Origin of the sequence: Pontibacter sp. SGAir0037 (assembly GCF_005491705.1) — a bacterium.
Taxonomy (GTDB): Bacteria; Bacteroidota; Bacteroidia; order Cytophagales; family Hymenobacteraceae; genus Pontibacter.
In genome coordinates, this window is sequence record NZ_CP028092.1 from 1,654,368 (window position 1) to 1,674,612 (window position 20,245).

The following is a 20,245-nucleotide window of genomic DNA, read 5'->3' on the forward strand; positions in this document are numbered from 1 at the left end:
ATACAGGTAGCGGAGCAGGTGAAATGAAGGTTTATTTTTACCTGCCATGCTCGACCTTGAATACCCAGGCATAGTTGCAGGGCATGTTGCCGGGATGTATTGCCGGTGGCGTAATTGTAAGCGTGTTGTTTCTATAGGCAGCTTTCACCTTTACTTCAGTGCCTAACATACGAACACGACCTCCTTTGCCAATACCTTTAATGGTGAATGGTTTTTCCGGCCATTTTGTACAGATAACATATACATCGTCTCCTTTAAGGGTATAAAAAATTGTTTGCCCATTGCTTTCGTGCGGTCTCTTTTCCCAGGCAGACGTGCCGTATATAGCTTCTCCGTTTACCTGTAGCCACTCCCCGATATCCAGCAGCCGCTCCTGCATAATAACAGGTATCAGTCCGTCGGCTTTAGGACCGATGTTCAGCAGCAGATTGCCTCCGTTGCTTACTTTTTCAATCAGCAGATCAACCAGCTGCTTGGAAGTATAATAGTGGTCGGTAGTTTCGAAACGGTTATAGCCATAGGAGGTGCCAATGCCCCTGCTCTCTTCCCAGGGATGCGCTGCTGCTGCCCCTATTCCTTCCTGGTTGTGCACCAGGTTATACTCGGTGGTATAGTAATCGCCATGCTTGCTGCGGGTCTCACTTCCCCACCTGTCGTTTGCCACCACTGTTTCTTTAACAGGAGATTCGTTGTAGAGCCAGGCCAGAAAAGCTTCGCTCTTCAGTTTGTCGCTGGTATAGTCCCATTCTCCATCTGAGAAAATTACCTCTGGCCTGTAACGTGTTACCAGGTCTTTCATCTGGGGGAGCATGTGCTGATCGACCCACTGGTCTAAAGTAGCCTCCGTATACAGCGGGTGGCTCCACTCCAGCAGAGAATAATAAAAGCCCATGCGCAGTCCCTGCTTTCTTACTGCTTCTGTTAACTCTCCCGCCAGGTCGCGGTGCGGGCCTATGGCTACGCTATTCCAGCGAGGGCTTTGCGCACTTGGCCAAAGGCAAAAGCCGTCGTGGTGTTTGGAAGTCAGGACTACATACTTCGCCCCTGACTTTCGAAAGAGTTCTGCCCATTTATCCGGGTTGAAATGTTCGGCCTTGAACATCGGAGCGAAATCCTGGTACGTAAAGTTTTCGCCAAAATGCCTGGTATGGTGCTTCAGGAACAGCTCGTTTTTTTGCAGTAACCTGTTTTCGTAATGTTCCGCATATTTTTCGTACACCCCTTCCACCTCATCAACAGGAGCATAAGCCGGCACCGCATAAGGTCCCCAATGAATAAAAATGCCGAATTTAGCGTCCTTCCACCAAGCAGGAGTTTCCCGTTGATCCAGCGACTCCCATTCAGGGGCATACTGCTGAGATGCAGCTTTTAAAGCAGCTAGCACTAAAAACATAGCCATACATAGTTTTCTTTTCATGAGCAGGTAAGTTTGAGCCGGAAACGGGGCCACCGGAATATTACCTTAAGTTAAAAAGAAGTATTTGCGAGTCAAATAAAAGAGAACTGATATAGCTGATTAAATGGCCGCCGCAGGTCATCAAAACCCGTTCACCTCCACCACTGCCCCGGCAGGCAGGTTGTTTAAAGTATACTCCCCCACCCTTACACGCACCAGGCGTAAGGTCGGGAAACCCACGGCAGCTGTCATTTTCCGTACCTGCCGGAATTTACCTTCCGTTACCGTTAAGGAGATCCAGCTGGTGGGGCCGTGGCGATCATCCCGGATTTTGCGGCTTCGTTCGGCGAAACCGGGGTCTGTTAACAGCCTGGCGGCCTTGCATGGAACAGTAGTATAGCGCTTACTGCCGACGCCTATTTCCACACCCTGCTGCAACCGGGCAATCGCTTCATCGTGTATCTGGCCATCCACCTGGGCATAATACTCTTTTTCAATTTTTTTGCTGCGGACGTGCTCGCTCATTTTCCCGTCAGTGGTCAGCAGCAACAGGCCCTCGCTGTCTTCGTCGAGGCGGCCAATAGCCATGGTGCCTTCCGGGAAGTCATACAGCTCTCCTAAAAGTTTTTTCTTTTTATTATCGCAAACAAACTGGCTGATATACCCATAGGGTTTATGCAGGAGAAAATGCCTATGCACCATCAGGAAAATAATCGTAATTTTAATTGCTCTGTTTCGCCGCAAAGGTAGCCAACTTTCCGGTTTATCTTACATGCAGGCAAAACAGCTAATGCACATTGCGCACGCCTAATACAAACAACCCTATGGAGCAGCAAGGAAGCTGGACAAAAACAGAAGACAATTACATGGATTTTGAATCGTCGGTCCTGCAACGTTTATACGAAACCGTTACCGACAGATACCACCAGGTATACAACAGCTACCTCGATGTTTACGACGACGATGAGGCGTACTATAAAGCAAAGGAAGAAGGCTACGAAATGGTAACCGACTATAAAACCATTAACGGCAGAGAAGAATTCGCCACTACCTACCTGACACCAGCTTATGTGCTGGACATCTGGTACGAGGTGGATGAACTAACCGGCAAAAGAGACTATACGAAAGGCTTTGCCAGGGTCAGCAGCAGGTAGCGCCTGCTGCCCTTACAGTGTAATTAGTTTTTCGCGTACCTTAAATGATTTTGTTTTTGCAGCAGAAAAAATTACGATAAAACGTATCTGGTGTCCGCTTTGGTTCTGAAGCACCTCCAAAGCCGATTTAAAACTGTCTAAAGCTGTTGTAAAAGCATTCTCGTGAGAGGCAGCATGGTAGTTCTGGTAGGTCACTTCATCTGCCCTGTTGATTTCCCTTACATAAGAGATTACCTCATGTTCAAGTACATGGCTTGCTTCATTCAAATAAATCACCTTATAACCTTTACTGCAAAGATCTTCCGAAGCTGCAAAAGCGGCTTCAAAATCAGCAAATCCGGTAATAACATAACCACTCCTCAAGTCAACAGTTTTCATATTCGATATTGTATTTTATAAAAGCGCAGCATGAAAGCAGGAGTATATCCTTAAATAGGTCTTCTGCTATGTATAATTTAAAAGTTTAATTTATTCTTTATATTTCAACATACATAATTTTAACTCATTAAGTGCCGCACAAGTATGAAAGTCGTGGTTTAATTTTATAATTGGGCATAAATACGGAGTAAACACCTGTTGTTAGCTGTTGTAATTACTTAACTGTCAGAAATGTACCTGAACCACATGATGCTTCCGCAGCTATAAAACCTAAGTGAAGGAAAGGGCACCCCTGCAATTGCCCTGCGGCAGGTAAAACAGTTTAATAGCTGAGCAGCAGCATTTGAAACAAAAAAGCTACCTTTCGGGGTACAAGCAGAATAGTTTTAAATGTTGTACAGCAAGCAGGCCTTTGCATAGGTCCTGCATGCCAAACCGAAAGAACAGACAATTTATGATAAAGGCTTATAAACTTTATACCGGAAACGACGGCCATTCCTATGTGGCTGCAGGTTATGTAGCAGAAGATATCAGCACCCTCACTACCTCCATTCATTTTAAGCAGACACCTCCTAACTCTGAGTACGACTGGCATACGGCACCCACCACACAGTTTGTCATAACGCTGGCAGGAACCTTGGAATTTACCACCAGCCTGGGCGACACTTTTATACTGCAGGCGGGAGAAATTTTAATCGCCACAGACACTACAGGGAAAGGCCATAAATGGCGCATGCTCGGAGATGCGCCCTGGGTACGATCCTATATAAAATTTGAGCACGACACACAGGTTAATTTTATTCCTGACCCGTCTGAAAGTGTAGCATAGCAGGCAACGACAACCTCGTTTCGGAAGCCCTGTACTGCCATACCGGCAGGATCAAATAATCATATTTTGATAAACTTTAATATTTAGGTTAATCATCGATAATTAACTACATTTACACGTTAATTTTCAGCCTAATAGCTTAATAATATTTTAAATACAATTTCTTTTAACAGCCAGGTTTTAGCTGGTGGTGAAAAAGTATAAATATAAAACTATTTTAACCGGGTTTATCTGCCGGCTTGCTGCCGGAAACCTGATGTAAAGTAGTGGCCGCAGGCAAAACTTAAGCTAATTTATAACAGTAGCAGCTTATCCGGGTAAAGCTTTATAAGCCGGATCTGTACCCAACGACTATAACGCACCTATGACGAAGACCAGCGCAGGTTTAGATTTTAGACGCCAATACTTTAGCAATAGCCATAGCACGCAGGCAGGGAAACTGCTTCTTTTCAGAAAGGCTAAACAAGTTCTCTTTGTTCTTTGCTTTTGTATCTTCTCTGCCACCAGCACCTACGGACAGACAACTACCCCGGAAGAGAAGTTTGAGCAGGCGCGTGATTTAGCTTTCAATCAAAAAAATTACGATGCTGCCATTCGGCTTTGCCTCGAAGCCCTGGAGCAGAACCCGGATAATGCCGACATACAAGTGTTTTTAGGCAGAGTGTATTACTGGAACGGCCAGCCTGAGGCATCGCTTCAGGTGCTGCAGCAGGCAATGGCCAGCAAACCCGATTACGAGGATGCCGCTGTAGCTATCGCGGATATTTCGTATTACCAGGAAAACTTTACAGCCTCCCTCTCCTACAGCGAACAGGGGCTGCAGTACCACCCGGCTTCCAGGCCGTTGATGCAGCGTAAAATCAAAGCCCTGGCTGCTCTTACGCGTTTTCAGGAAGCCTATGTGCTAACAGACAGCTTACTGGCCATTGATCCTTCCAACAACCAGCTGCGCTCGCTGGCAGAACAGCTCCGGGACTATAGCTCCAAAAGCAGGATAGGCCTTTCTTACGACTATACTTATTTCGACAGGCAGTTTGCCAACGACTGGCACATGATCAGCATCGATTATACCAGGCAGACCCGTGCAGGCTCTGTCGCAGGCAGGTTAAATTATGCCAACCGCTATGCACAAAGCGGTGTTCAGGTAGAGGCCGAAGCTTACCCCCGCATCTCCCAAACTTTTTATACCTATGCTAACCTGGGCTACTCACCAGATTACCCGGTATTCCCGAAGGTGAGAGCAGGTTTTTCGCTTTTTGCCAACCTGCCCAGGGCCTTCGAAGCAGAGGCCGGCTTCCGCTATCTTCACTTCGAAAACGATACCTGGACCTATACCGCATCGGTGGGTAAATACTACCACAAGTTCTGGTTTAATGCCCGCACCTACTTAACGCCCAGGCAGAATCAGCTATCTCATTCATACGCTTTTACTACACGCTACTACCTGAAGGGGGCTGATGACTTCCTCTCCTTTTCCATCGGCCAAGGCATAACGCCCGACGACAGAAGCCAGGCAGTTCAGTTAAATACGGTTTATAATTTGCAGACATTCCGGGTTGGAGCCGCCTATCATTTTACCATACATAGGCTGAATGTAGTGACGCTCAGTGGCCGTTACGAAAACGTGGAGTTCCTGCCCGAAACCAATGGCAACCAGGTTTACCTGGCCATAGGATATCAGCGGAGGTTTTAGCATTAATGATTATATGAGCAACATATTCCCATTGCGTTCGCTAAACTGGCCCCTGTTCCTGTTTACGTGGCTTTGCACTGGTTTTGCAGCCGGTGCTTACCTGTTGCTGGTGCCGCTTCGGGCTATTTTAACGTTTATTCGTGAAAACGAATACAGCAGCCTGACAGAAACTGCGGCAGTCGGCACCTGTATAATCCTGTTGGTGATTACTACCTTTGCGATCTCCTTTTACCTGGTTTCCCTTTTTTCCAGAAGCCACTCTCCCTTGCGCTATGCAGCTGTTCTTGCCCCCGTTGCTTTGGCAGGCTATGCGCTTTACCTGTTCCTAAACCCGGAGAACATACAATCCAGATCGGCCGGCACAGACCAGGTGGCACCCGGTTTTGCCATAGGTGCCTACCCGGAAGAAGAAAAACTGGAGCAACTTAAAGCTGAAGGTTACACAGGTGTAATCACATTGCTGCACCCGCTGGTAGTGCCCTTCGAACCCATATTATTGGAACAGGAAAGAGAAGCGGCCGAAGAAGTTGGCATAGAACTGATTGAAGCACCCATGCTTCCCTGGATTGGTGATAACTCCGCCTCCATCCAAAAGTTGAAAGCCCTTGCCCTTCATCCGAAAGGTAAGTATTACATTCATTGTTACCTCGGAAAAGACCGGGTGAACATGGTAAAGAAAATCCTGCTTGCCAGTAATCAGCCGCTGCAAAACGAACTGGAAGGAAGTGCCCGCACCTTACAGGACATCGCAGCCTTTGAAAGAGGACCTATTATACAGATAACACCAGCTATCTACCTGATCCCGCTTCCTACTGATGATGAATATTTCGGCTACCTGGTGGCCGGCGAGGCAGGCAGCATTGTATCTTTGCTGGACCCAAGCGTTGCCGATGACAAACCGCATATCGAAAAAGAGGCTGCTGTAGCGACTCAATATAACCTGCCCTACTACAACCTGCCCCTTAACGAACAATCTTCCCAGGCTGAAATGCGTGCCGTAGCCCGTGAAATTCTTACCTTACCCAAGCCAGTGGTAATACACCATTTCTCCACCAATTACGAACTCTCCCAGAAATTTGAAGCTGTACTACGGGAAGAGGTGAAGTAGTAAAGAGCAATATCTCCAACTAAACACTTTTTACATGGTTTTACATTTGAGCTGGTGCCAGAAGTATGATACCGCAAAATCTTCTTAAACAATTTTACTTCAAGCTATATAAATTCTAAATATAATTACAACTTTTAATACTCATTAAATTAATATATACTTATATTTAATTATATAATACAGATATTAATTCTTTATGAGCCAACTTGATATTCTCCGTCGGCACCTGACCATATTACGTCTGGTGCAGCCACCATTCCTATACCCCAGCAAAGCTAAAATATTAGAGCGTTTGCGCCAGGAAGATTTAGAATCGGTTTCCGCCAGAACATTTGATCGGGATAAACGGGAAATAGAAAGCTTCTATGGCATTCGGATAAAACCTTCCCGTAAATACAGAGGCTATTACCTGTACCAGCCTGAAGACGAAGACCTTTCTAATTTCAGGCAGTTTTTCCAGTTGCTGGAGCGGTGCGAGCGCCTGGCTTTCCTCACCAATTCGTCTGATGCGTTACGGACCAGCAAATACCTGCTGCTGAAAGAAAACCAGTCCCAACTGGGACTTCAGCATTTACCTGTTATTTGGAAAGCGCTAAGAATGCAGCTGCAACTCCAGTTTAAGTACCAGACTTTTCACGCTCCTGAACCAAAACCCTACCAGCTGGACCCGCTTATGCTGCTGGAGTATCGCAACCGCTGGTACCTGGCCGCCTGGGATGCGGAAGAACAACGTTTTATGGAGAGGATGCAGGAACCCCAGCTAACACAGGTGCCGGTGCAGACAGACAGAAGAGCCGAGTTTCTGGCGCTGAAGCAGGATGCGCTGGGAGTTTTATATAGGCCCTGACCATAAGGTGGCAGAGGTGCTGCTAAGAGTAGATACCCACATGACTCCTTATATCAAAACCGTGCCCCTACACGCCAGCCAGACCATTGTGGAGGAGAATGCAAACGGCACGACGATCTGCCTGCGCATTATTATTAATCCGGAGCTGGAGATGGCTGTCCTGAGCTATGGTGAGCATGTGGAGGTGCTGGAGCAGATACTCTGGACCTGAAGGGTAAAAAGAACAGGAAAGCCAAGCATACTTTGCATCCTACGCCAACAGGAAAAGAAAAATACCCCTGCTGCAAGTAAAAATAACTCAGCAGTAGAGCCACCTGATAAGCTTAAGAACTTATCTGGTGGCTCTACTGCACTTAGCACCCCAAAGGTATACCAGGTTATTTATCTTTCCTTCCGAGCCCCTTCAGTAACTCCACCTTCTCCCGCTCGCTTTGCAGCAGCCGTTCCATCAGGGCGATTTTTTCGTCGTAAAGCGAAATTATTTTTTCAATCGGATTTAACTGGTTATAGATACCATGTGAGCCTTCGTAATTATTCTGAATATTATAGATAACAGCTTCATCGCTGTAGTTCTTAATAGCTTCAGCCGATACTCCCAACACCTTCGCCACTTTCTGCAAAATCGCCTCCTCTACCTGCTCACTCTGCTCGATACGTGAAACGGTCTGCTGGCTCACTCCCAGCTCGTATGCTAGGGTTTCCTGCTTCATGGCGCGCAGCTCCCGGATGCGGCTGATCTTCCTGCCCATATGTACAGCAGAAGGTCGTGTTGATGTCGTTTCCATTCAGTAAATATATTAAATTTTAGTTGGAGTAGAAATCCATTTATGGCGCTTATGGCGCAAAGCTGAAATAAATCAAAATTACCAGGTACCTCCCCTTCGTATTAATCGAATATATTCAATAAAATTTTGCAATCACCTTATAAAAATATATTTTAATCCATATATTTATTAAAACTTTCAAATTATACCCACCAATCTTTTTAATGAGCCAACTTGCCATTTTACGTCGGCACCTGACCATATTACGCTTGGTGCAGCCCCCTTTTTTGTACCCTAGCAAAGCTAAAATACTGGAACGTTTGCAGGATGAGGAACTGGATTCACTTTCACCCAGAACATTTGACCGTGATAAACGAGACATAGAGGACTTTTACGGCATCCGGGTTGAATACTGCTCCAGGCGGAGAGGCTATTACCTGCACCAACCCGAGGATGAGGACCTGTCTAATTTTCGCCAGTTTTTCCAGTTGCTGGAGCGTAGCGAGCGGCTGGCTTTTTTAACCAATTCCTCTGATGCCCTGCGCACCAGCAAATACCTGCTGCTGGAAGAGAGCCCTAACCAACAGGGTTTACAACACTTACCCGTTCTATGGGAGGCGCTGCGCATGCAACGGCAGGTTTCATTCAGCTATCAGACCTTTCACTCACCTAAACCGAAACCGTACCAGCTAGACCCGCTTATGCTGCTGGAGTACCGCAACCGCTGGTACCTGGCCGCCTGGGACGCCGTAGGAAAGCGTTTCAAGACTTTCGGCCTGGAGCGTATCCAGGAGCCTCGGTTAACCGCTGTGCCTGTTCGGGAAGACAGAAGGGCGGAGTTCCTGGTCCTGAAGCAGGATGCGCTGGGGGTTTATATCGGCCCAGACCATGAGGTGGCAGATGTAGTGCTGCGAGTGGATCAAATAATGTCACCTTATGTCAGAACTGTTCCGATTCACCACAGCCAGACTGTGGTAGCGGAAGATGAAACAGGCATAACGGTCGCTTTACGGATTATTGTGTGTAAGGAATTAGAGGCAGCGATCCTTGGCTTCGGTGAGCACGTGGAGGTGCTGGAGCCGGTGGAGCTGCGGGAGAGGATCAGAGAGCGGGTGCAGCAAATGGTAAGTCAGTACAGAGAGTAGACTAGATCGAGGCTTCAGCAGAAAAAAAAAATTAAAATTATTTCAAATATTCCCATAGTTTAATTTTGTTTAAAGAAAAATTAACTACATTTAATACAACAAACACCTACTTGGTATAGAAATTAGTTGAATTTCGTTTAGGCTTACCTTATCAATTGCACCTTCTTGGTAATTTTTTACTTACTGCGCCGTGTTTTGGCGCAGTACATCTTTACTATTGTCTCAATAATTGCAGCATATGAAAAAGATACTCTTAAAACTATCACCCAATACGCAGCCAGTGCCCTTTAACCACCTGCACGAGCTTACCAAGCGGCTGCACCGCTGGCTGGGGCCTGAGAATGATCTGCACGACGGACTGAGCCTGTACAGCTTTGGGTGGCTGAGGGGTGGAACGGCCAGAAAAGTAGCCCTCTCCTTCCCCACTGGTGCCACATGGCAGATTTCCTTTTATGATGAAGAGGCAACCAGTAAACTGTTAATGGGCATTATTAACAGTCCAGAGCTTTTCTATGGGATGCGGGTTTATGAAGTGCAGGAACTTCCGGCTCCAGCTTTCGGTGAACAATATCGTTTTCTGGCTGATGGGCCCATCGTAGCGCGACAGGTTAGGCCTGATGGCACCCGCGAATACCTTTTGCATGATGCACCTGCCGCCGACATAGCGCTAACTGCCACATTACGGCACAAGCTTGAAAAAGCAGGCCTCTCTTCCGATGGCGTTTCCGTTTATTTCGACCGCTCTTTCCTGACACCGCAGCAAAAGCTGGTAGAAATAAAAGGCATCAGGCACAAAGGCAGCATCTGCCCTGTGGTGGTAGAGGGTTCGCCGGAGGCAGTGGAGTTTGCCTGGTTAGTGGGTGCCGGAGAGCTGACAGGCAGTGGTTTTGGGGCTTTAAATCTTTAGCAATATGAGTGAAACTATACTTTACTTAGTAAAATTTACAGGGCCTTTTGCTTTTATTAAGCCTTGGACCGCAGTAAGAGACATTGAAACATATAGTCAGCAATTTCTAACGCCTTCTATTACAGAGGGGATTGAGAAAAAGCTCTTCCCTCAACTATTAGGCACCTCGGGTATACAGAAAATCAAAAGGCATCGGCTCAGATACGCTGGCATGTCAATGCAAATGGAGCAGACGCAAACCAGAGGCTGGAATAAAAGCAGCAAGAAAATGGAAAGGCCACGCTCTATATTATATCGGGGGATATTACTGAATCCTGTTTTGTATTTAGCTTTTGCGTCAGAGAAAGATGCTCAAATAGCCTCTCAACAACATATCTGCTTATGTAGAAATGAAGATGTACTCTTACCTGATGAGCAAATAGTAACTGTAACAGAACTTGAATTTGATACAAACCAAGAGCAGTATGCTGGCTTTGAACTTATGTTTGAGCAAAGTGAGCATGCTTTCTTAGTGGGTCATAACCGCTGGAGTGATGCTGAACCCATGTATGGCTCATTAAAAACCTATGGTAATCCCGTAAGAATCTTATCCTAAAACAATATGGAAGCCATTTCAAATACCATCACTGCCTCAAACCTTTCACATCTTAAAGCAAAGGGCAAGCCTGATTATACTACGCTGTATGACCACTTGCTACATGTGGCCATGGTAGCAGAAAAAGTAGCAGTACATGCAGGATTAGATATAGCGTTGGCACGGACTGGCGCTTTACTGCATGATATTGGCAAAGCCAGCAAAGCTTTTCAGAAGAAATTAAAGCCTGGATATAAACATGATAGTAATGAGCCACCATTCAGACATGAAATTGCCTCACTGTTTTTTTTACCCTTATTCCCAGAACATGAACATGCTGCCCTCATAGAGATGATTGTTGCCCATCATAAATCAAGTAAAAAAGATGTGAAGCTGCTGGGTATATGTGATCTGGAATATGAGCGGTTTGACGAGGGAATCAATTTAGAAAATCATCTTAATGAGTGGGAGGACTGGAACAAAGAAGCTCTTGAACTTTTATCTTTATTGGGTATTGAGACACGATCTATCTCCAGAGAAGAAGCAGAATCAGCTTATTATAAAACAGTTAGCTATTGTGACACAGCAGAGCCTGGTTATTCTGAATGGAAAGGCTTATTGATGGGTGCTGATCACTTTGCGTCTGCATTAATTCATAAGACTTCGGCTCAACTCGCTCCTATGTTCAAGATACCCAATTTAAGGTATTACAACAGGGAGAGCAAATTACACCCCTTATCGCTCATCTCAGCTTTATCAGAAAAAAAACACACATTAGTTACAGCGCCAACCGGCGCCGGGAAAACTGATTTCTTGATGAGAAGGTGCTCTGGTAGAGTTTTCTATACGTTACCGTTTCAAGCTTCTATCAATGCCATGCACCAAAGATTTTGTAGCGACCTAAGAGCTGATAATCCTGGTTTAGATATTAGACTGCTTCATTCTTCCTCCAGCTTAAATATTGAAAAAGGAAAGATTGAGGAAAAGATTCTTCAGGGACACATAGGCGCTTCCGTTAAAGTACTTACCCCGCACCAGATGGCAGGCATTGTGTTCGGCACCAACGGATATGAGGCAGTTATTATGGATTTAAGAGACAGCGATGTTATTCTGGATGAAATTCATACCTATACCCAAGTGACGCGTGCCATTGTGCTCAAAATTATTGAAATGCTTAAAAACCTGAATTGCAGGCTGCACATTGGTACAGCAACAATGCCCTCCTGCCTCTATAACCAGATTCTTGAGATATTAGGAGAAGGTAATGTATATCAGGTACGTCTAGCAGATGAGGAATTAGAGAAATTCAACCGCCACAAAATTTTCAAAAGTGATGATTTTGAAGCTTGCCATGAGCTTCTGAAAGCTGCCGTGGCAGATACAAAAAAAGGAAAGAAAGTTCTTTTAGTAGCTAATAAGGTTAAAACAGCTCAAGAGTGGTTTAAGTACTTGGAAGAGCATTTTTCATCGGTACCCAAAATGCTTATTCATAGCCGCTTTAAGCGTAAAGACAGGCAGCAACTGGAAAAAATGCTCACGGGCAACAGATTAGACGAGAAAGGTAGCCCAATACAAGAATTTAATACAGCAGAAGGCGCTTGCATTGTAGTTGCTACTCAAGTAGTTGAAGTAAGTCTGGATATCAGCTTTGATTTAATGATAACGCAATGTGCACCAATTGATGTACTTATCCAACGCTTTGGCCGAATCAACAGGAAACGTACTGAAACCACAATTGGCAAATATAAACCTGTATATGTTTTGGCTCCCCCGCAATCTAATGACGATGCTAAACCATATGAACTGGAAATCCTTCAGCGAAGCTACGCTGCGCTCCCTGATCAGGAGGTGCTGGATGAGAAGAGTTTACAGGCAAGAATAGACGCTGTATTTCCTGAAATCGAAGATACTACAGTAGAGAAGGAGGCAATTTTCAGCAAAGGACGCTGGCGAATTGATAAACTGCAACACAAGGCTAAGTCTGTTCTGCTGGAAAAGCTTGACATTGATAGCGTAACCTGTATAACTCAAGCAGACCAGGAGGCTTACGAAAGAGCTGATTACGAAGATCGGATGAAGTATGAAATTCCTGTACGTTACCACTCAATGGCACACCAGCATTTGGATCAGTCATCTTTAGGAACCAGGCCTTTCATTGTACCTAACAGTGCTTACAATATTGAGAAAGGGCTGCTGATGGATTTAGCAAACCCGGAGCATTATACAAATAAGTACAGATTTATTTAAGATAATATGATAGCTGTAAACATAGGCCGAAAACTTTTGGAACTTTACAATCAAGAGAATGAAGAGCACCTTAGCCCTAAAGATTTTTTTGAAAAAGTTTACTTCGAACTATTCTACAATCACTCAAAATACATGCAATGGGTGACAAACTCTCCTTTTGTGCAAATGAAGAAGGGCCAAAAGCCTGATGCCCTTACAGAAGTTGAACGGCAGGAAAAGCTACTGAATCTCCATGAAAAGATTGGTGCTGGTTTAAAGGATGCAAGTATAGCTATTGGTTTTCCTGCTTCCGAAGAAAAAGAGTTTGCCACAACCTCAGGACAAGTTTCTGCATTAGCCATGTTCTCTACAGTAGATGATGTTTATTGTTCCTGGATAGGTAGTGGATTAGGTATAGGTGTAGCCGGAGGACTTTCTATTTTCTTCAAACATCCCAAAATACTGATGACAGTTTTTAAAGGTTGGCAGTATTATCGCGAATACCTAAATGATGCAACTTATACAGGCCTGCGAGGAAATCAGATTAACACATGGAACGGCCAATGGCTTTCCCATGTATTTAGTAGGGACTACAGAGCCTATGATCCATTACAAAACTTCAATCCTTTTGGCTCCATAGCTGGCGGTGGTTTAGAACTAACCACCGCTAGCTGGACCTCTGTGCTTTTTGGTATTTCCAGAACACTTCCTAATACAGATCTGACAGGCTACGTGTACAGTCTCGGTCAAACCAATAAAACGCTTGGTTTTGTGCCTTTTCGTTTGCCACAAATACAACGCCCTATCCAACTCTACAAAAAGCTTTTTAATGATCAATATCATCAAGACGCTAAAAGAATTGAGCCGCTATATGGTACTGCATTTAGCTTTCAAAGAGCTTGCCAAATGGGCGCTATAGGTGTACAGGCACTTGAGCCTAAAGGCCTAAGAGGTCTGATTCCTACTGGAAAAGATGCTGTCAGCTTGCCTAATTTCTCCAAAGCTGATCAAGAAAAATTTATCTCATTTAGAACATATCAAACCTGGTTATTAGCAATGTTAAACAATGATGAACTCTGGGATACTGCCGGTGAAGCAGCCCAAGCTTTCCTACAATATGAAGCAGGTGCAGGAAAAGCAAGAAAAGACAGGTCTAATAAAGTAAAATCTGTTTTAGATACAGCTCGAAAGCCGCAGTTCATGCGAGAGCTTGCTGAAATAGTTGAAGAGGCCGACAACAAGGATGTGCTTGTTGAATTAGGCAAAACAGTAAACAGAATGCCTGCGGATAATGTGAGTTACTTTATAACCCTTATCCGCTTCCGCTATGCTGAGTTTTCTTCTAAACCTGTTCAAGAACCTGTAAAATAATTAAATCAAAATCATATGAATCACTTCATCTACTTCCGTGCTCTAAAACACGCCGAGCACACTGTTTTTTGTGTAGAGAAAGGTCAAAAGACATTTCGGGATGCCCAATTTGGTAAAAGTATGGCTTATTCCAGCGGCCAACAAGTAAAACGTTCTATTCTAGAGGCTGTCTCTAGTGAACTAAATATGCCCTTCGCTCCTACAACTTTTGTTTTTAATGTAGACAAGAAAAAGCAGTTAGGGGAAGGTGAAGCATGGAGTGCCTGTAACCCTGCATACATAGATCAGTTATTAGGAGGCTGGATGAAAGCAGAAAGCGGAGGTGAAAACCGTACTTTAAAAAGAAGGAGTCCCTTTTCAATATCAGCGATGCGCCCTCTGCATCCACTTTTAGCTACTTATGTAAAGGAAAATTTAACGTTTGATCGTAGTGACAAACCAGAAAACCAGGACATAATTATTAAAGATGCAAATGGCAAAGTCTTGTCAACGGAAGAAGTGCAAGATTTATTAACTGGTACAAACAGAAGCTTACATAGAAAATGGGTGCCAGACAATGCACGTACAACAGGCTTATTTGTGCATGATGTGGCGCTTGATCTACGTACTCTTTTTGCAGTTTCGCTTAACGAGTTTGAACCAGAGATCCGGCCTGAAACGGCCGAAAAACTTAGAGCTGAAGGCTGGATAGAAGGTGAAACGGTATTTGGCAAGTCCTTGATTGCTCCTAAAGAATTGCGAGACAAAGTTATTCCTGCCATTGCCCATGCATTAATTAACTGGCGTGTAACAACCAACCAATCACGCACTTTCAGCTTAATGGAGACTCTGGCAGTAGCTATAAGTCCAAATGCTAATAAGCTGGCAGCTGCTATCCGTACCAAACTAAAAGAAGAAGAGGATAAAGTTGAGCCAATAGTAGATGATAGTTTAGAAAATGTAGCAACTTTCATAACCCTACCTGCCGCTGGTTATATAAGAACCAATACAGAATCAGCAGATGCTTTGGAAAAAGCTGAAGAAAATCTAATTGAAATGATGCAGCGTTATCCGTATGAAAACCAACTTCAGGAGGTCGCTTTAGCTTAAGCTTTATCATGGTTCAATCCGCCACTATCACCGCCACCGTCTTCTCCTACTTCCTCATCTGCCCCCGTAAAGCGTGGTTGCACCACCAGGGTATCCGCATGGAACAGGAATCGGAGGACGTGGCGCTGGGCAGGCTGCTGGACGAGACCAGCTACAGCCGCAGCGAAAAGCACCTGGACCTGTATGCAACTACTTCGGACGGTATTCCATTGACAGGTCGTGTAGACAGGGCTGCTCTGAAGGACGGTGTGCTGCACGAGACAAAGAAAGGCCGCTCCTGCCAGGAGGCGCACCTGAGCCAGGTGCGCTTTTACCTGTGGCTCCTGAAGCTGAACGGTGTAACGGCAAATGGTGGAGCAGCTTACAGAGGCCAGATCGATTATCCGGCCCTGCGCCGCTCCGAGCCAGTTACATTGGAGCCGCAGCACGAAGAGGTGCTGGCACTGCAACTCAGGCAACTTATCAGGCTGCTGGAGGAGCCGCACCCTCCGGCCCGCATCAGCAAACGCGACTTCTGCCGCAAGTGCGCCTTCGAAGAGCTCTGCTATGGGTAGTGCAGCAAACATTTTATTCTGTATTTCCTCTTTTTCACCTTACCTGTTTAAGCTACCCATGAAGCGTCCTTTTTACCTCTTCTCCAGTGGCCGGTTGCGCCGCCAGCACAATACACTGGCTTTGGAAAAAACAATAATGGATTGCCGTATCCCGGATGAGGAAGATACGGAAGGCTTACCCAGCCAACCTGCTGACGGCCAGAGGCTGCCCTTTGCTGTGGAATCCGTTGAAAGCCTCTACCTTTTCGGCGAGATCGACATCAACACAAAGCTGGTTACCTTCCTGGCACAGCAGGGTATTCCGGTGTTCTTCTTCGACTACTACGGCAACTATACCGCTTCGCTTTATCCGCGCCAGCCCGTTATCAGCGGCCGCGTGCGGATGGCGCAGGCGCAGCACTACCTGAGTCCGAAGAAGCGCCTGGTGCTGGCAAAGGAGTTTGTGGATGCGGCCCTTTTTAACATTCTGCGGGTAATGCGGTACTACGTGCCCCGCCTGCCCGAGCCGGAGGCCCTGGCCCTGCAGGAAAGCTGTGAGCAGATAGAGGGTGAACGCAGCCGTATCCCCTCCTGCCCCGACATACCGACCCTCATGAGCGCCGAAGGCCGTGCCCGCGACTGCTATTACCAGAGCTGGCAGCTGATGCTGGGCGAAGCGGTAGCACAAAAGTTTCCTTTTGATAAGCGGGAGCGCAGGCCACCGTCTAACCCGCTGAACGCGCTTATTTCTTTTGGCAACTCGCTGTGCTACTCAATCGTGCTCCGGCAGATTTACCGCACAGCCCTTGATCCTACGGTATCGTTTCTGCACGAGCCCGGCGACCGCCGTTTCTCGCTCTCGCTGGACCTGGCCGAGATTTTTAAGCCGCTGCTTATTGACCGTGCCATTTTCAAACTGCTGAAGAACGGTGAAATTCAGCCGAAGCATTTCGAACAGCGCCTGGGCGGCTGCTACCTGAAAGAGGAAGGCCGTAAAATTTTTATGGCGCACCTGGACCAGCGCCTCCAGAAAACAGTACTGCACCGGCAACTGAACCGCCACATTTCCTACGAGCGGCTGGTACGGCTGGAGTGCCACAAACTGGTGCGCCACCTCTGCGATGCCAAACAGGACCCTTACCAGGGCCTCCACATGTGGTGGTAATACTATTTCCGGTACTTAGTTCTTTGACGTATTGACAAATTAATCTTTTCAAGATGCCTTATTTTATAGCCGTATATGACATGAACCAGAAGCGTGTAGGCAAAATGCTTAAGCTCTTCCGCAAATACCTCACTTGGGTACAGAATTCCGTATTTGAAGGAGAGCTAACAGAGGCGCAATACCAACGTCTGCGCCACGAAATAAATATGCTCCTGGATGACGATGACGGGGTGGTAATCTACAGATTACGGGAGGAGCGTTACCATGAACGCCATGTGATGGGCCTCGACAAAGGCAGTCCTCAGCGTTTTCTGTGAGCGTCGGCTAATCAAAACCTGCGCTTATTCCTTCTGTTTAAACCCAAAGTTAACAACACTGCATAATGTAAATACTTAAAAACGAGCCGGATAAATAAGTCGTCAGCTACACGGCTTTTTTACACTACCGGCACCTGACGCTTTTTTTAGCTCCAATTACCAATCAAAAAGCTTTGCAAATGCGCTTTGTAAGGCTTTTTCTGTTTATTTTAGCGGTGGATTTCAATAGCACCTTAGAGGTATAGAAAGAGTGTATTAGCAATCCATGCGCGTGATTGATTACGCATTTCAATAGCACCTTAGAGGTATAGAAAGTCAGTTATTAAAGGTATTCTTCGAAGGGCCGTTAGTATTTCAATAGCACCTTAGAGGTATAGAAAGATATTATTAACTCACTTACAGAGGCAGTAGATTCAGATTTCAATAGCACCTTAGAGGTATAGAAAGTTAACAATATTGTTGTGTCTGATGTTTTGCCGCTACATTTCAATAGCACCTTAGAGGTATAGAAAGATTAACGGATGATCTGGGTTTGGCTAAAAGAACTGAAAATTTCAATAGCACCTTAGAGGTATAGAAAGATATCAAGCACAAATATGATTTGACTTTTGAGGGGGTATTTCAATAGCACCTTAGAGGTATAGAAAGCCAGGTGGTGCAGGTGCACTGGCTCCGGGGTTTTGCAATTTCAATAGCACCTTAGAGGTATAGAAAGAAGAGAATAGCGACGGTTTCAAGGCAGTAGCAGTTGATTTCAATAGCACCTTAGAGGTATAGAAAGGCTCTTCAGCAGGTGTTGATTCGTAGCCTGCCGCCATTTCAATAGCACCTTAGAGGTATAGAAAGAAGTTGGTGATAAATACACGTTGATAGATATGCGTAATTTCAATAGCACCTTAGAGGTATAGAAAGTCTTTCACTACTGTAGAGCGTCCACGCAACTGAAGAATTTCAATAGCACCTTAGAGGTATAGAAAGGCGAGAACCGCAATACGCATACTTTCGGAACAATAGATTTCAATAGCACCTTAGAGGTATAGAAAGATAGTCTTAATCCTATAATAGTCTCCTTTCTTGACCATTTCAATAGCACCTTAGAGGTATAGAAAGTTGTATGAACGCTTTGGTTCTCTTGAATACACTGGTGGATTTCAATAGCACCTTAGAGGTATAGAAAGGGTTTCAGTACACGAAGCAGCTCCGGCGTGAGGTAAATTTCAATAGCACCTTAGAGGTATAGAAAGCTGTGATTGGATGGCTGACGGATAGACTATCTGCTGATTTCAATAGCACCTTAGAGGTATAGAAAGAAACTACAGCCCTTGAAAGAGAGCTGTTCCGGGCAAATTTCAATAGCACCTTAGAGGTATAGAAAGACTTCAAGCTCCGCATGATGGATAACCAAATAAGCTGATTTCAATAGCACCTTAGAGGTATAGAAAGTTAAGCTTGATGAAAGCTATCTTTCTTATAACGAAATTTCAATAGCACCTTAGAGGTATAGAAAGCGTAAGAGCGCTTGAATATTGAGTAAATTACTGTAGGATTTCAATAGCACCTTAGAGGTATAGAAAGCGTAAGAGCGCTTGAATATTGAGTAAATTACTGTAGGATTTCAATAGCACCTTAGAGGTATAGAAAGGTGGGCTAGCCACGGTCTGGAAGTCAAACGAGAAGGATTTCAATAGCACCTTAGAGGTATAGAAAGACTGTAAAGTAAGTACGTCTTCTTCCGAGTTCAGCGAATTTCAATAGCACCTTAGAGGTATAGAAAGGCTGTATAGTGTTTTAGTTTGGATTAAGGAGAGGGGCATTTCAATAGCACCTTAGAGGTATAGAAAGGGAAGAGGTGATCAACTGGCCTCACTCAATCAATGCGCATTTCAATAGCACCTTAGAGGTATAGAAAGTCCGATACCGAAGCGTGAAGCCGACGGACCGGGTAAATTTCAATAGCACCTTAGAGGTATAGAAAGCCCGTACTGCTCCAGTAGCTTACGGGCCGTCTCCGATTTCAATAGCACCTTAGAGGTATAGAAAGCTGATATAGATCCGACAGTCATTACGGATTATATCTAATTTCAATAGCACCTTAGAGGTATAGAAAGACATCAGGCCCACCAGAACAGCAGGCAGAGTAGTGCCGATTTCAATAGCACCTTAGAGGTATAGAAAGACCATAATCGTTTCGGTTAGGCTTTACAAAGCAGGGGATTTCAATAGCACCTTAGAGGTATAGAAAGGCTTTTAAAATTTATTTTTATGATTATTATTCGAAAATTTCAATAGCACCTTAGAGGTATAGAAAGTTCCTCAAAAGTCATGGTGCCGCCCCAGTTTAAGTAGATTTCAATAGCACCTTAGAGGTATAGAAAGGTTTCTTAACCAGGCTATGCAGATAAGGATAAGCCAGCATTTCAATAGCACCTTAGAGGTATAGAAAGCTTCAGATTTAGCCAACAATGTACGCCTCCTGATCTATTTCAATAGCACCTTAGAGGTATAGAAAGCATCCTATAAATACAGCTGGAGGCATCTTGAAAACGAATTTCAATAGCACCTTAGAGGTATAGAAAGATGGTGTAAGAGTGAAACTGGTGCTTAATGACTGGGATTTCAATAGCACCTTAGAGGTATAGAAAGATTAGCTGCTCTAAGTCGCGTAAAGCATAAAGCGTTGATTTCAATAGCACCTTAGAGGTATAGAAAGGTTGGTACCTATGCCGTTACGATTTCCTCTATCGGTATT

Annotated in this window: 19 protein-coding genes and 1 CRISPR repeat array (1 of these 20 running past the window's edge); of the genes, 15 read left to right on the forward strand and 4 right to left on the reverse strand. The window is 45.1% G+C overall.

Annotated elements, in window-relative coordinates:
- Nucleotides 1-37: 37 nt before the first annotated feature.
- Both C1N53_RS06835 and C1N53_RS06840 read right to left on the reverse strand, forming a co-directional pair.
- Entirely contained in the window at nucleotides 38-1,417 is a 1,380-nt protein-coding gene (locus C1N53_RS06835; protein WP_137758600.1) for an alpha-L-fucosidase, read from the reverse strand.
- 120 nt (nucleotides 1,418-1,537) lie between these two features.
- Nucleotides 1,538-2,140: a pseudouridine synthase gene (locus C1N53_RS06840; protein ID WP_240773414.1), complete on the reverse strand. Its 603-nt coding sequence runs from the start codon at nucleotides 2,138-2,140 to the stop codon at nucleotides 1,538-1,540.
- An 80-nt stretch (nucleotides 2,141-2,220) separates the two neighbouring features.
- On the opposite strand from C1N53_RS06840, the gene C1N53_RS06845 reads away from it, so the two are divergent.
- Nucleotides 2,221-2,550 (forward strand): hypothetical protein, encoded by a 330-nt coding sequence (locus C1N53_RS06845; protein WP_137758601.1) that lies wholly within the window; start codon nucleotides 2,221-2,223, stop codon nucleotides 2,548-2,550.
- A 12-nt stretch (nucleotides 2,551-2,562) separates the two neighbouring features.
- Here the strand turns inward: C1N53_RS06845 and C1N53_RS06850 are convergent, their stop codons facing one another.
- Complete coding sequence (locus tag C1N53_RS06850) at nucleotides 2,563-2,928, reverse strand: hypothetical protein (protein ID WP_137758602.1); 366 nt, start codon at nucleotides 2,926-2,928, stop codon at nucleotides 2,563-2,565.
- Nucleotides 2,929-3,382: 454 nt separating this feature from the next.
- Here C1N53_RS06850 and C1N53_RS06855 point away from each other — a divergent pair, with 454 nt between their 5' ends.
- The 5 genes from C1N53_RS06855 to C1N53_RS06875 all read left to right on the forward strand — a co-directional run bounded on the left by C1N53_RS06855 (nucleotide 3,383) and on the right by C1N53_RS06875 (nucleotide 7,616).
- Entirely contained in the window at nucleotides 3,383-3,757 is a 375-nt protein-coding gene (locus C1N53_RS06855) for a hypothetical protein (RefSeq protein ID WP_137758603.1), read from the forward strand.
- Nucleotides 3,758-4,121: 364 nt separating this feature from the next.
- Nucleotides 4,122-5,450 carry a YaiO family outer membrane beta-barrel protein gene (locus tag C1N53_RS06860; RefSeq protein ID WP_137758604.1) on the forward strand — a complete coding sequence of 443 codons (1,329 nt, stop codon included), beginning with the start codon at nucleotides 4,122-4,124 and terminating at the stop codon, nucleotides 5,448-5,450.
- 13 nt (nucleotides 5,451-5,463) lie between these two features.
- Nucleotides 5,464-6,558 carry a hypothetical protein gene (locus C1N53_RS06865; protein WP_137758605.1) on the forward strand — a complete coding sequence of 365 codons (1,095 nt, stop codon included), beginning with the start codon at nucleotides 5,464-5,466 and terminating at the stop codon, nucleotides 6,556-6,558.
- A 196-nt stretch (nucleotides 6,559-6,754) separates the two neighbouring features.
- Nucleotides 6,755-7,405 (forward strand): WYL domain-containing protein, encoded by a 651-nt coding sequence (locus tag C1N53_RS06870; RefSeq protein ID WP_137758606.1) that lies wholly within the window; start codon nucleotides 6,755-6,757, stop codon nucleotides 7,403-7,405.
- The gene (locus tag C1N53_RS06875) at nucleotides 7,377-7,616 is read left to right on the forward strand and encodes a WYL domain-containing protein (protein ID WP_137758607.1); all 240 of its coding nucleotides are present in this window, start codon (nucleotides 7,377-7,379) and stop codon (nucleotides 7,614-7,616) included. The genes C1N53_RS06870 and C1N53_RS06875 overlap by 29 nt, the downstream gene beginning before the upstream one ends.
- A 166-nt stretch (nucleotides 7,617-7,782) precedes the next feature.
- Here the strand turns inward: C1N53_RS06875 and C1N53_RS06880 are convergent, their stop codons facing one another.
- A complete protein-coding gene (locus tag C1N53_RS06880; RefSeq protein ID WP_137758608.1) occupies nucleotides 7,783-8,190 on the reverse strand; it encodes a helix-turn-helix transcriptional regulator in 408 nt (135 codons plus the stop codon).
- Between the two features lie 203 nt (nucleotides 8,191-8,393).
- Between C1N53_RS06880 and C1N53_RS06885 the strand changes: the two genes are divergently transcribed.
- The 9 genes from C1N53_RS06885 to cas2 all read left to right on the forward strand — a co-directional run bounded on the left by C1N53_RS06885 (nucleotide 8,394) and on the right by cas2 (nucleotide 17,496).
- Complete coding sequence (locus C1N53_RS06885; RefSeq protein WP_137758609.1) at nucleotides 8,394-9,314, forward strand: YafY family protein; 921 nt, start codon at nucleotides 8,394-8,396, stop codon at nucleotides 9,312-9,314.
- 238 nt (nucleotides 9,315-9,552) lie between these two features.
- Entirely contained in the window at nucleotides 9,553-10,221 is a 669-nt protein-coding gene (locus C1N53_RS06890; protein WP_137758610.1) for a CRISPR-associated endoribonuclease Cas6, read from the forward strand.
- A 4-nt stretch (nucleotides 10,222-10,225) separates the two neighbouring features.
- Nucleotides 10,226-10,816: a hypothetical protein gene (locus C1N53_RS06895; RefSeq protein WP_137758611.1), complete on the forward strand. Its 591-nt coding sequence runs from the start codon at nucleotides 10,226-10,228 to the stop codon at nucleotides 10,814-10,816.
- A gap of 6 nt (nucleotides 10,817-10,822) precedes the next feature.
- Entirely contained in the window at nucleotides 10,823-13,042 is a 2,220-nt protein-coding gene (gene cas3, locus C1N53_RS06900) for a CRISPR-associated helicase Cas3' (protein WP_137758612.1), read from the forward strand.
- 6 nt (nucleotides 13,043-13,048) lie between these two features.
- Complete coding sequence (locus C1N53_RS06905; RefSeq protein ID WP_137758613.1) at nucleotides 13,049-14,392, forward strand: hypothetical protein; 1,344 nt, start codon at nucleotides 13,049-13,051, stop codon at nucleotides 14,390-14,392.
- A gap of 15 nt (nucleotides 14,393-14,407) precedes the next feature.
- Nucleotides 14,408-15,481, forward strand: coding sequence for a CRISPR-associated protein Cas7 (locus C1N53_RS06910; protein WP_137758614.1), 1,074 nt, complete (start codon nucleotides 14,408-14,410; stop codon nucleotides 15,479-15,481).
- 8 nt (nucleotides 15,482-15,489) lie between these two features.
- Nucleotides 15,490-16,035, forward strand: coding sequence for a CRISPR-associated protein Cas4 (locus tag C1N53_RS06915; RefSeq protein ID WP_137758615.1), 546 nt, complete (start codon nucleotides 15,490-15,492; stop codon nucleotides 16,033-16,035).
- Between the two features lie 58 nt (nucleotides 16,036-16,093).
- On the forward strand, nucleotides 16,094-17,179 hold the full coding sequence (cas1b, locus tag C1N53_RS06920) for a type I-B CRISPR-associated endonuclease Cas1b (RefSeq protein WP_137758616.1): 1,086 nt from the start codon (nucleotides 16,094-16,096) through the stop codon (nucleotides 17,177-17,179).
- A gap of 53 nt (nucleotides 17,180-17,232) precedes the next feature.
- Nucleotides 17,233-17,496 carry a CRISPR-associated endonuclease Cas2 gene (gene cas2, locus C1N53_RS06925; protein WP_137758617.1) on the forward strand — a complete coding sequence of 88 codons (264 nt, stop codon included), beginning with the start codon at nucleotides 17,233-17,235 and terminating at the stop codon, nucleotides 17,494-17,496.
- A 219-nt stretch (nucleotides 17,497-17,715) separates the two neighbouring features.
- Nucleotides 17,716-20,245: a CRISPR direct-repeat array (repeat unit 30 nt; unit sequence ATTTCAATAGCACCTTAGAGGTATAGAAAG); it runs 1,560 nt beyond the window's last position.

Excerpts from the sequence above, each read along its gene's own strand:
- C1N53_RS06835 (WP_137758600.1), bottom strand. The coding sequence starts at position 1,417 with ATGAAAAGAAAACTATGTATGGCTATGTTTTTAGTGCTAGCTGCTTTA.
- C1N53_RS06845 (WP_137758601.1), top strand. The coding sequence starts at position 2,221 with ATGGAGCAGCAAGGAAGCTGGACAAAAACAGAAGACAATTACATGGAT.
- C1N53_RS06850 (WP_137758602.1), bottom strand. The coding sequence starts at position 2,928 with ATGAAAACTGTTGACTTGAGGAGTGGTTATGTTATTACCGGATTTGCT.
- C1N53_RS06855 (WP_137758603.1), top strand. The coding sequence starts at position 3,383 with ATGATAAAGGCTTATAAACTTTATACCGGAAACGACGGCCATTCCTAT.
- C1N53_RS06860 (WP_137758604.1), top strand. The coding sequence starts at position 4,122 with ATGACGAAGACCAGCGCAGGTTTAGATTTTAGACGCCAATACTTTAGC.
- C1N53_RS06865 (WP_137758605.1), top strand. The coding sequence starts at position 5,464 with ATGAGCAACATATTCCCATTGCGTTCGCTAAACTGGCCCCTGTTCCTG.
- C1N53_RS06870 (WP_137758606.1), top strand. The coding sequence starts at position 6,755 with ATGAGCCAACTTGATATTCTCCGTCGGCACCTGACCATATTACGTCTG.
- C1N53_RS06875 (WP_137758607.1), top strand. The coding sequence starts at position 7,377 with ATGCGCTGGGAGTTTTATATAGGCCCTGACCATAAGGTGGCAGAGGTG.
- C1N53_RS06880 (WP_137758608.1), bottom strand. The coding sequence starts at position 8,190 with ATGGAAACGACATCAACACGACCTTCTGCTGTACATATGGGCAGGAAG.
- C1N53_RS06885 (WP_137758609.1), top strand. The coding sequence starts at position 8,394 with ATGAGCCAACTTGCCATTTTACGTCGGCACCTGACCATATTACGCTTG.
- C1N53_RS06890 (WP_137758610.1), top strand. The coding sequence starts at position 9,553 with ATGAAAAAGATACTCTTAAAACTATCACCCAATACGCAGCCAGTGCCC.
- C1N53_RS06895 (WP_137758611.1), top strand. The coding sequence starts at position 10,226 with ATGAGTGAAACTATACTTTACTTAGTAAAATTTACAGGGCCTTTTGCT.
- cas3 (WP_137758612.1), top strand. The coding sequence starts at position 10,823 with ATGGAAGCCATTTCAAATACCATCACTGCCTCAAACCTTTCACATCTT.
- C1N53_RS06905 (WP_137758613.1), top strand. The coding sequence starts at position 13,049 with ATGATAGCTGTAAACATAGGCCGAAAACTTTTGGAACTTTACAATCAA.
- C1N53_RS06910 (WP_137758614.1), top strand. The coding sequence starts at position 14,408 with ATGAATCACTTCATCTACTTCCGTGCTCTAAAACACGCCGAGCACACT.
- C1N53_RS06915 (WP_137758615.1), top strand. The coding sequence starts at position 15,490 with ATGGTTCAATCCGCCACTATCACCGCCACCGTCTTCTCCTACTTCCTC.
- cas1b (WP_137758616.1), top strand. The coding sequence starts at position 16,094 with ATGAAGCGTCCTTTTTACCTCTTCTCCAGTGGCCGGTTGCGCCGCCAG.
- cas2 (WP_137758617.1), top strand. The coding sequence starts at position 17,233 with ATGCCTTATTTTATAGCCGTATATGACATGAACCAGAAGCGTGTAGGC.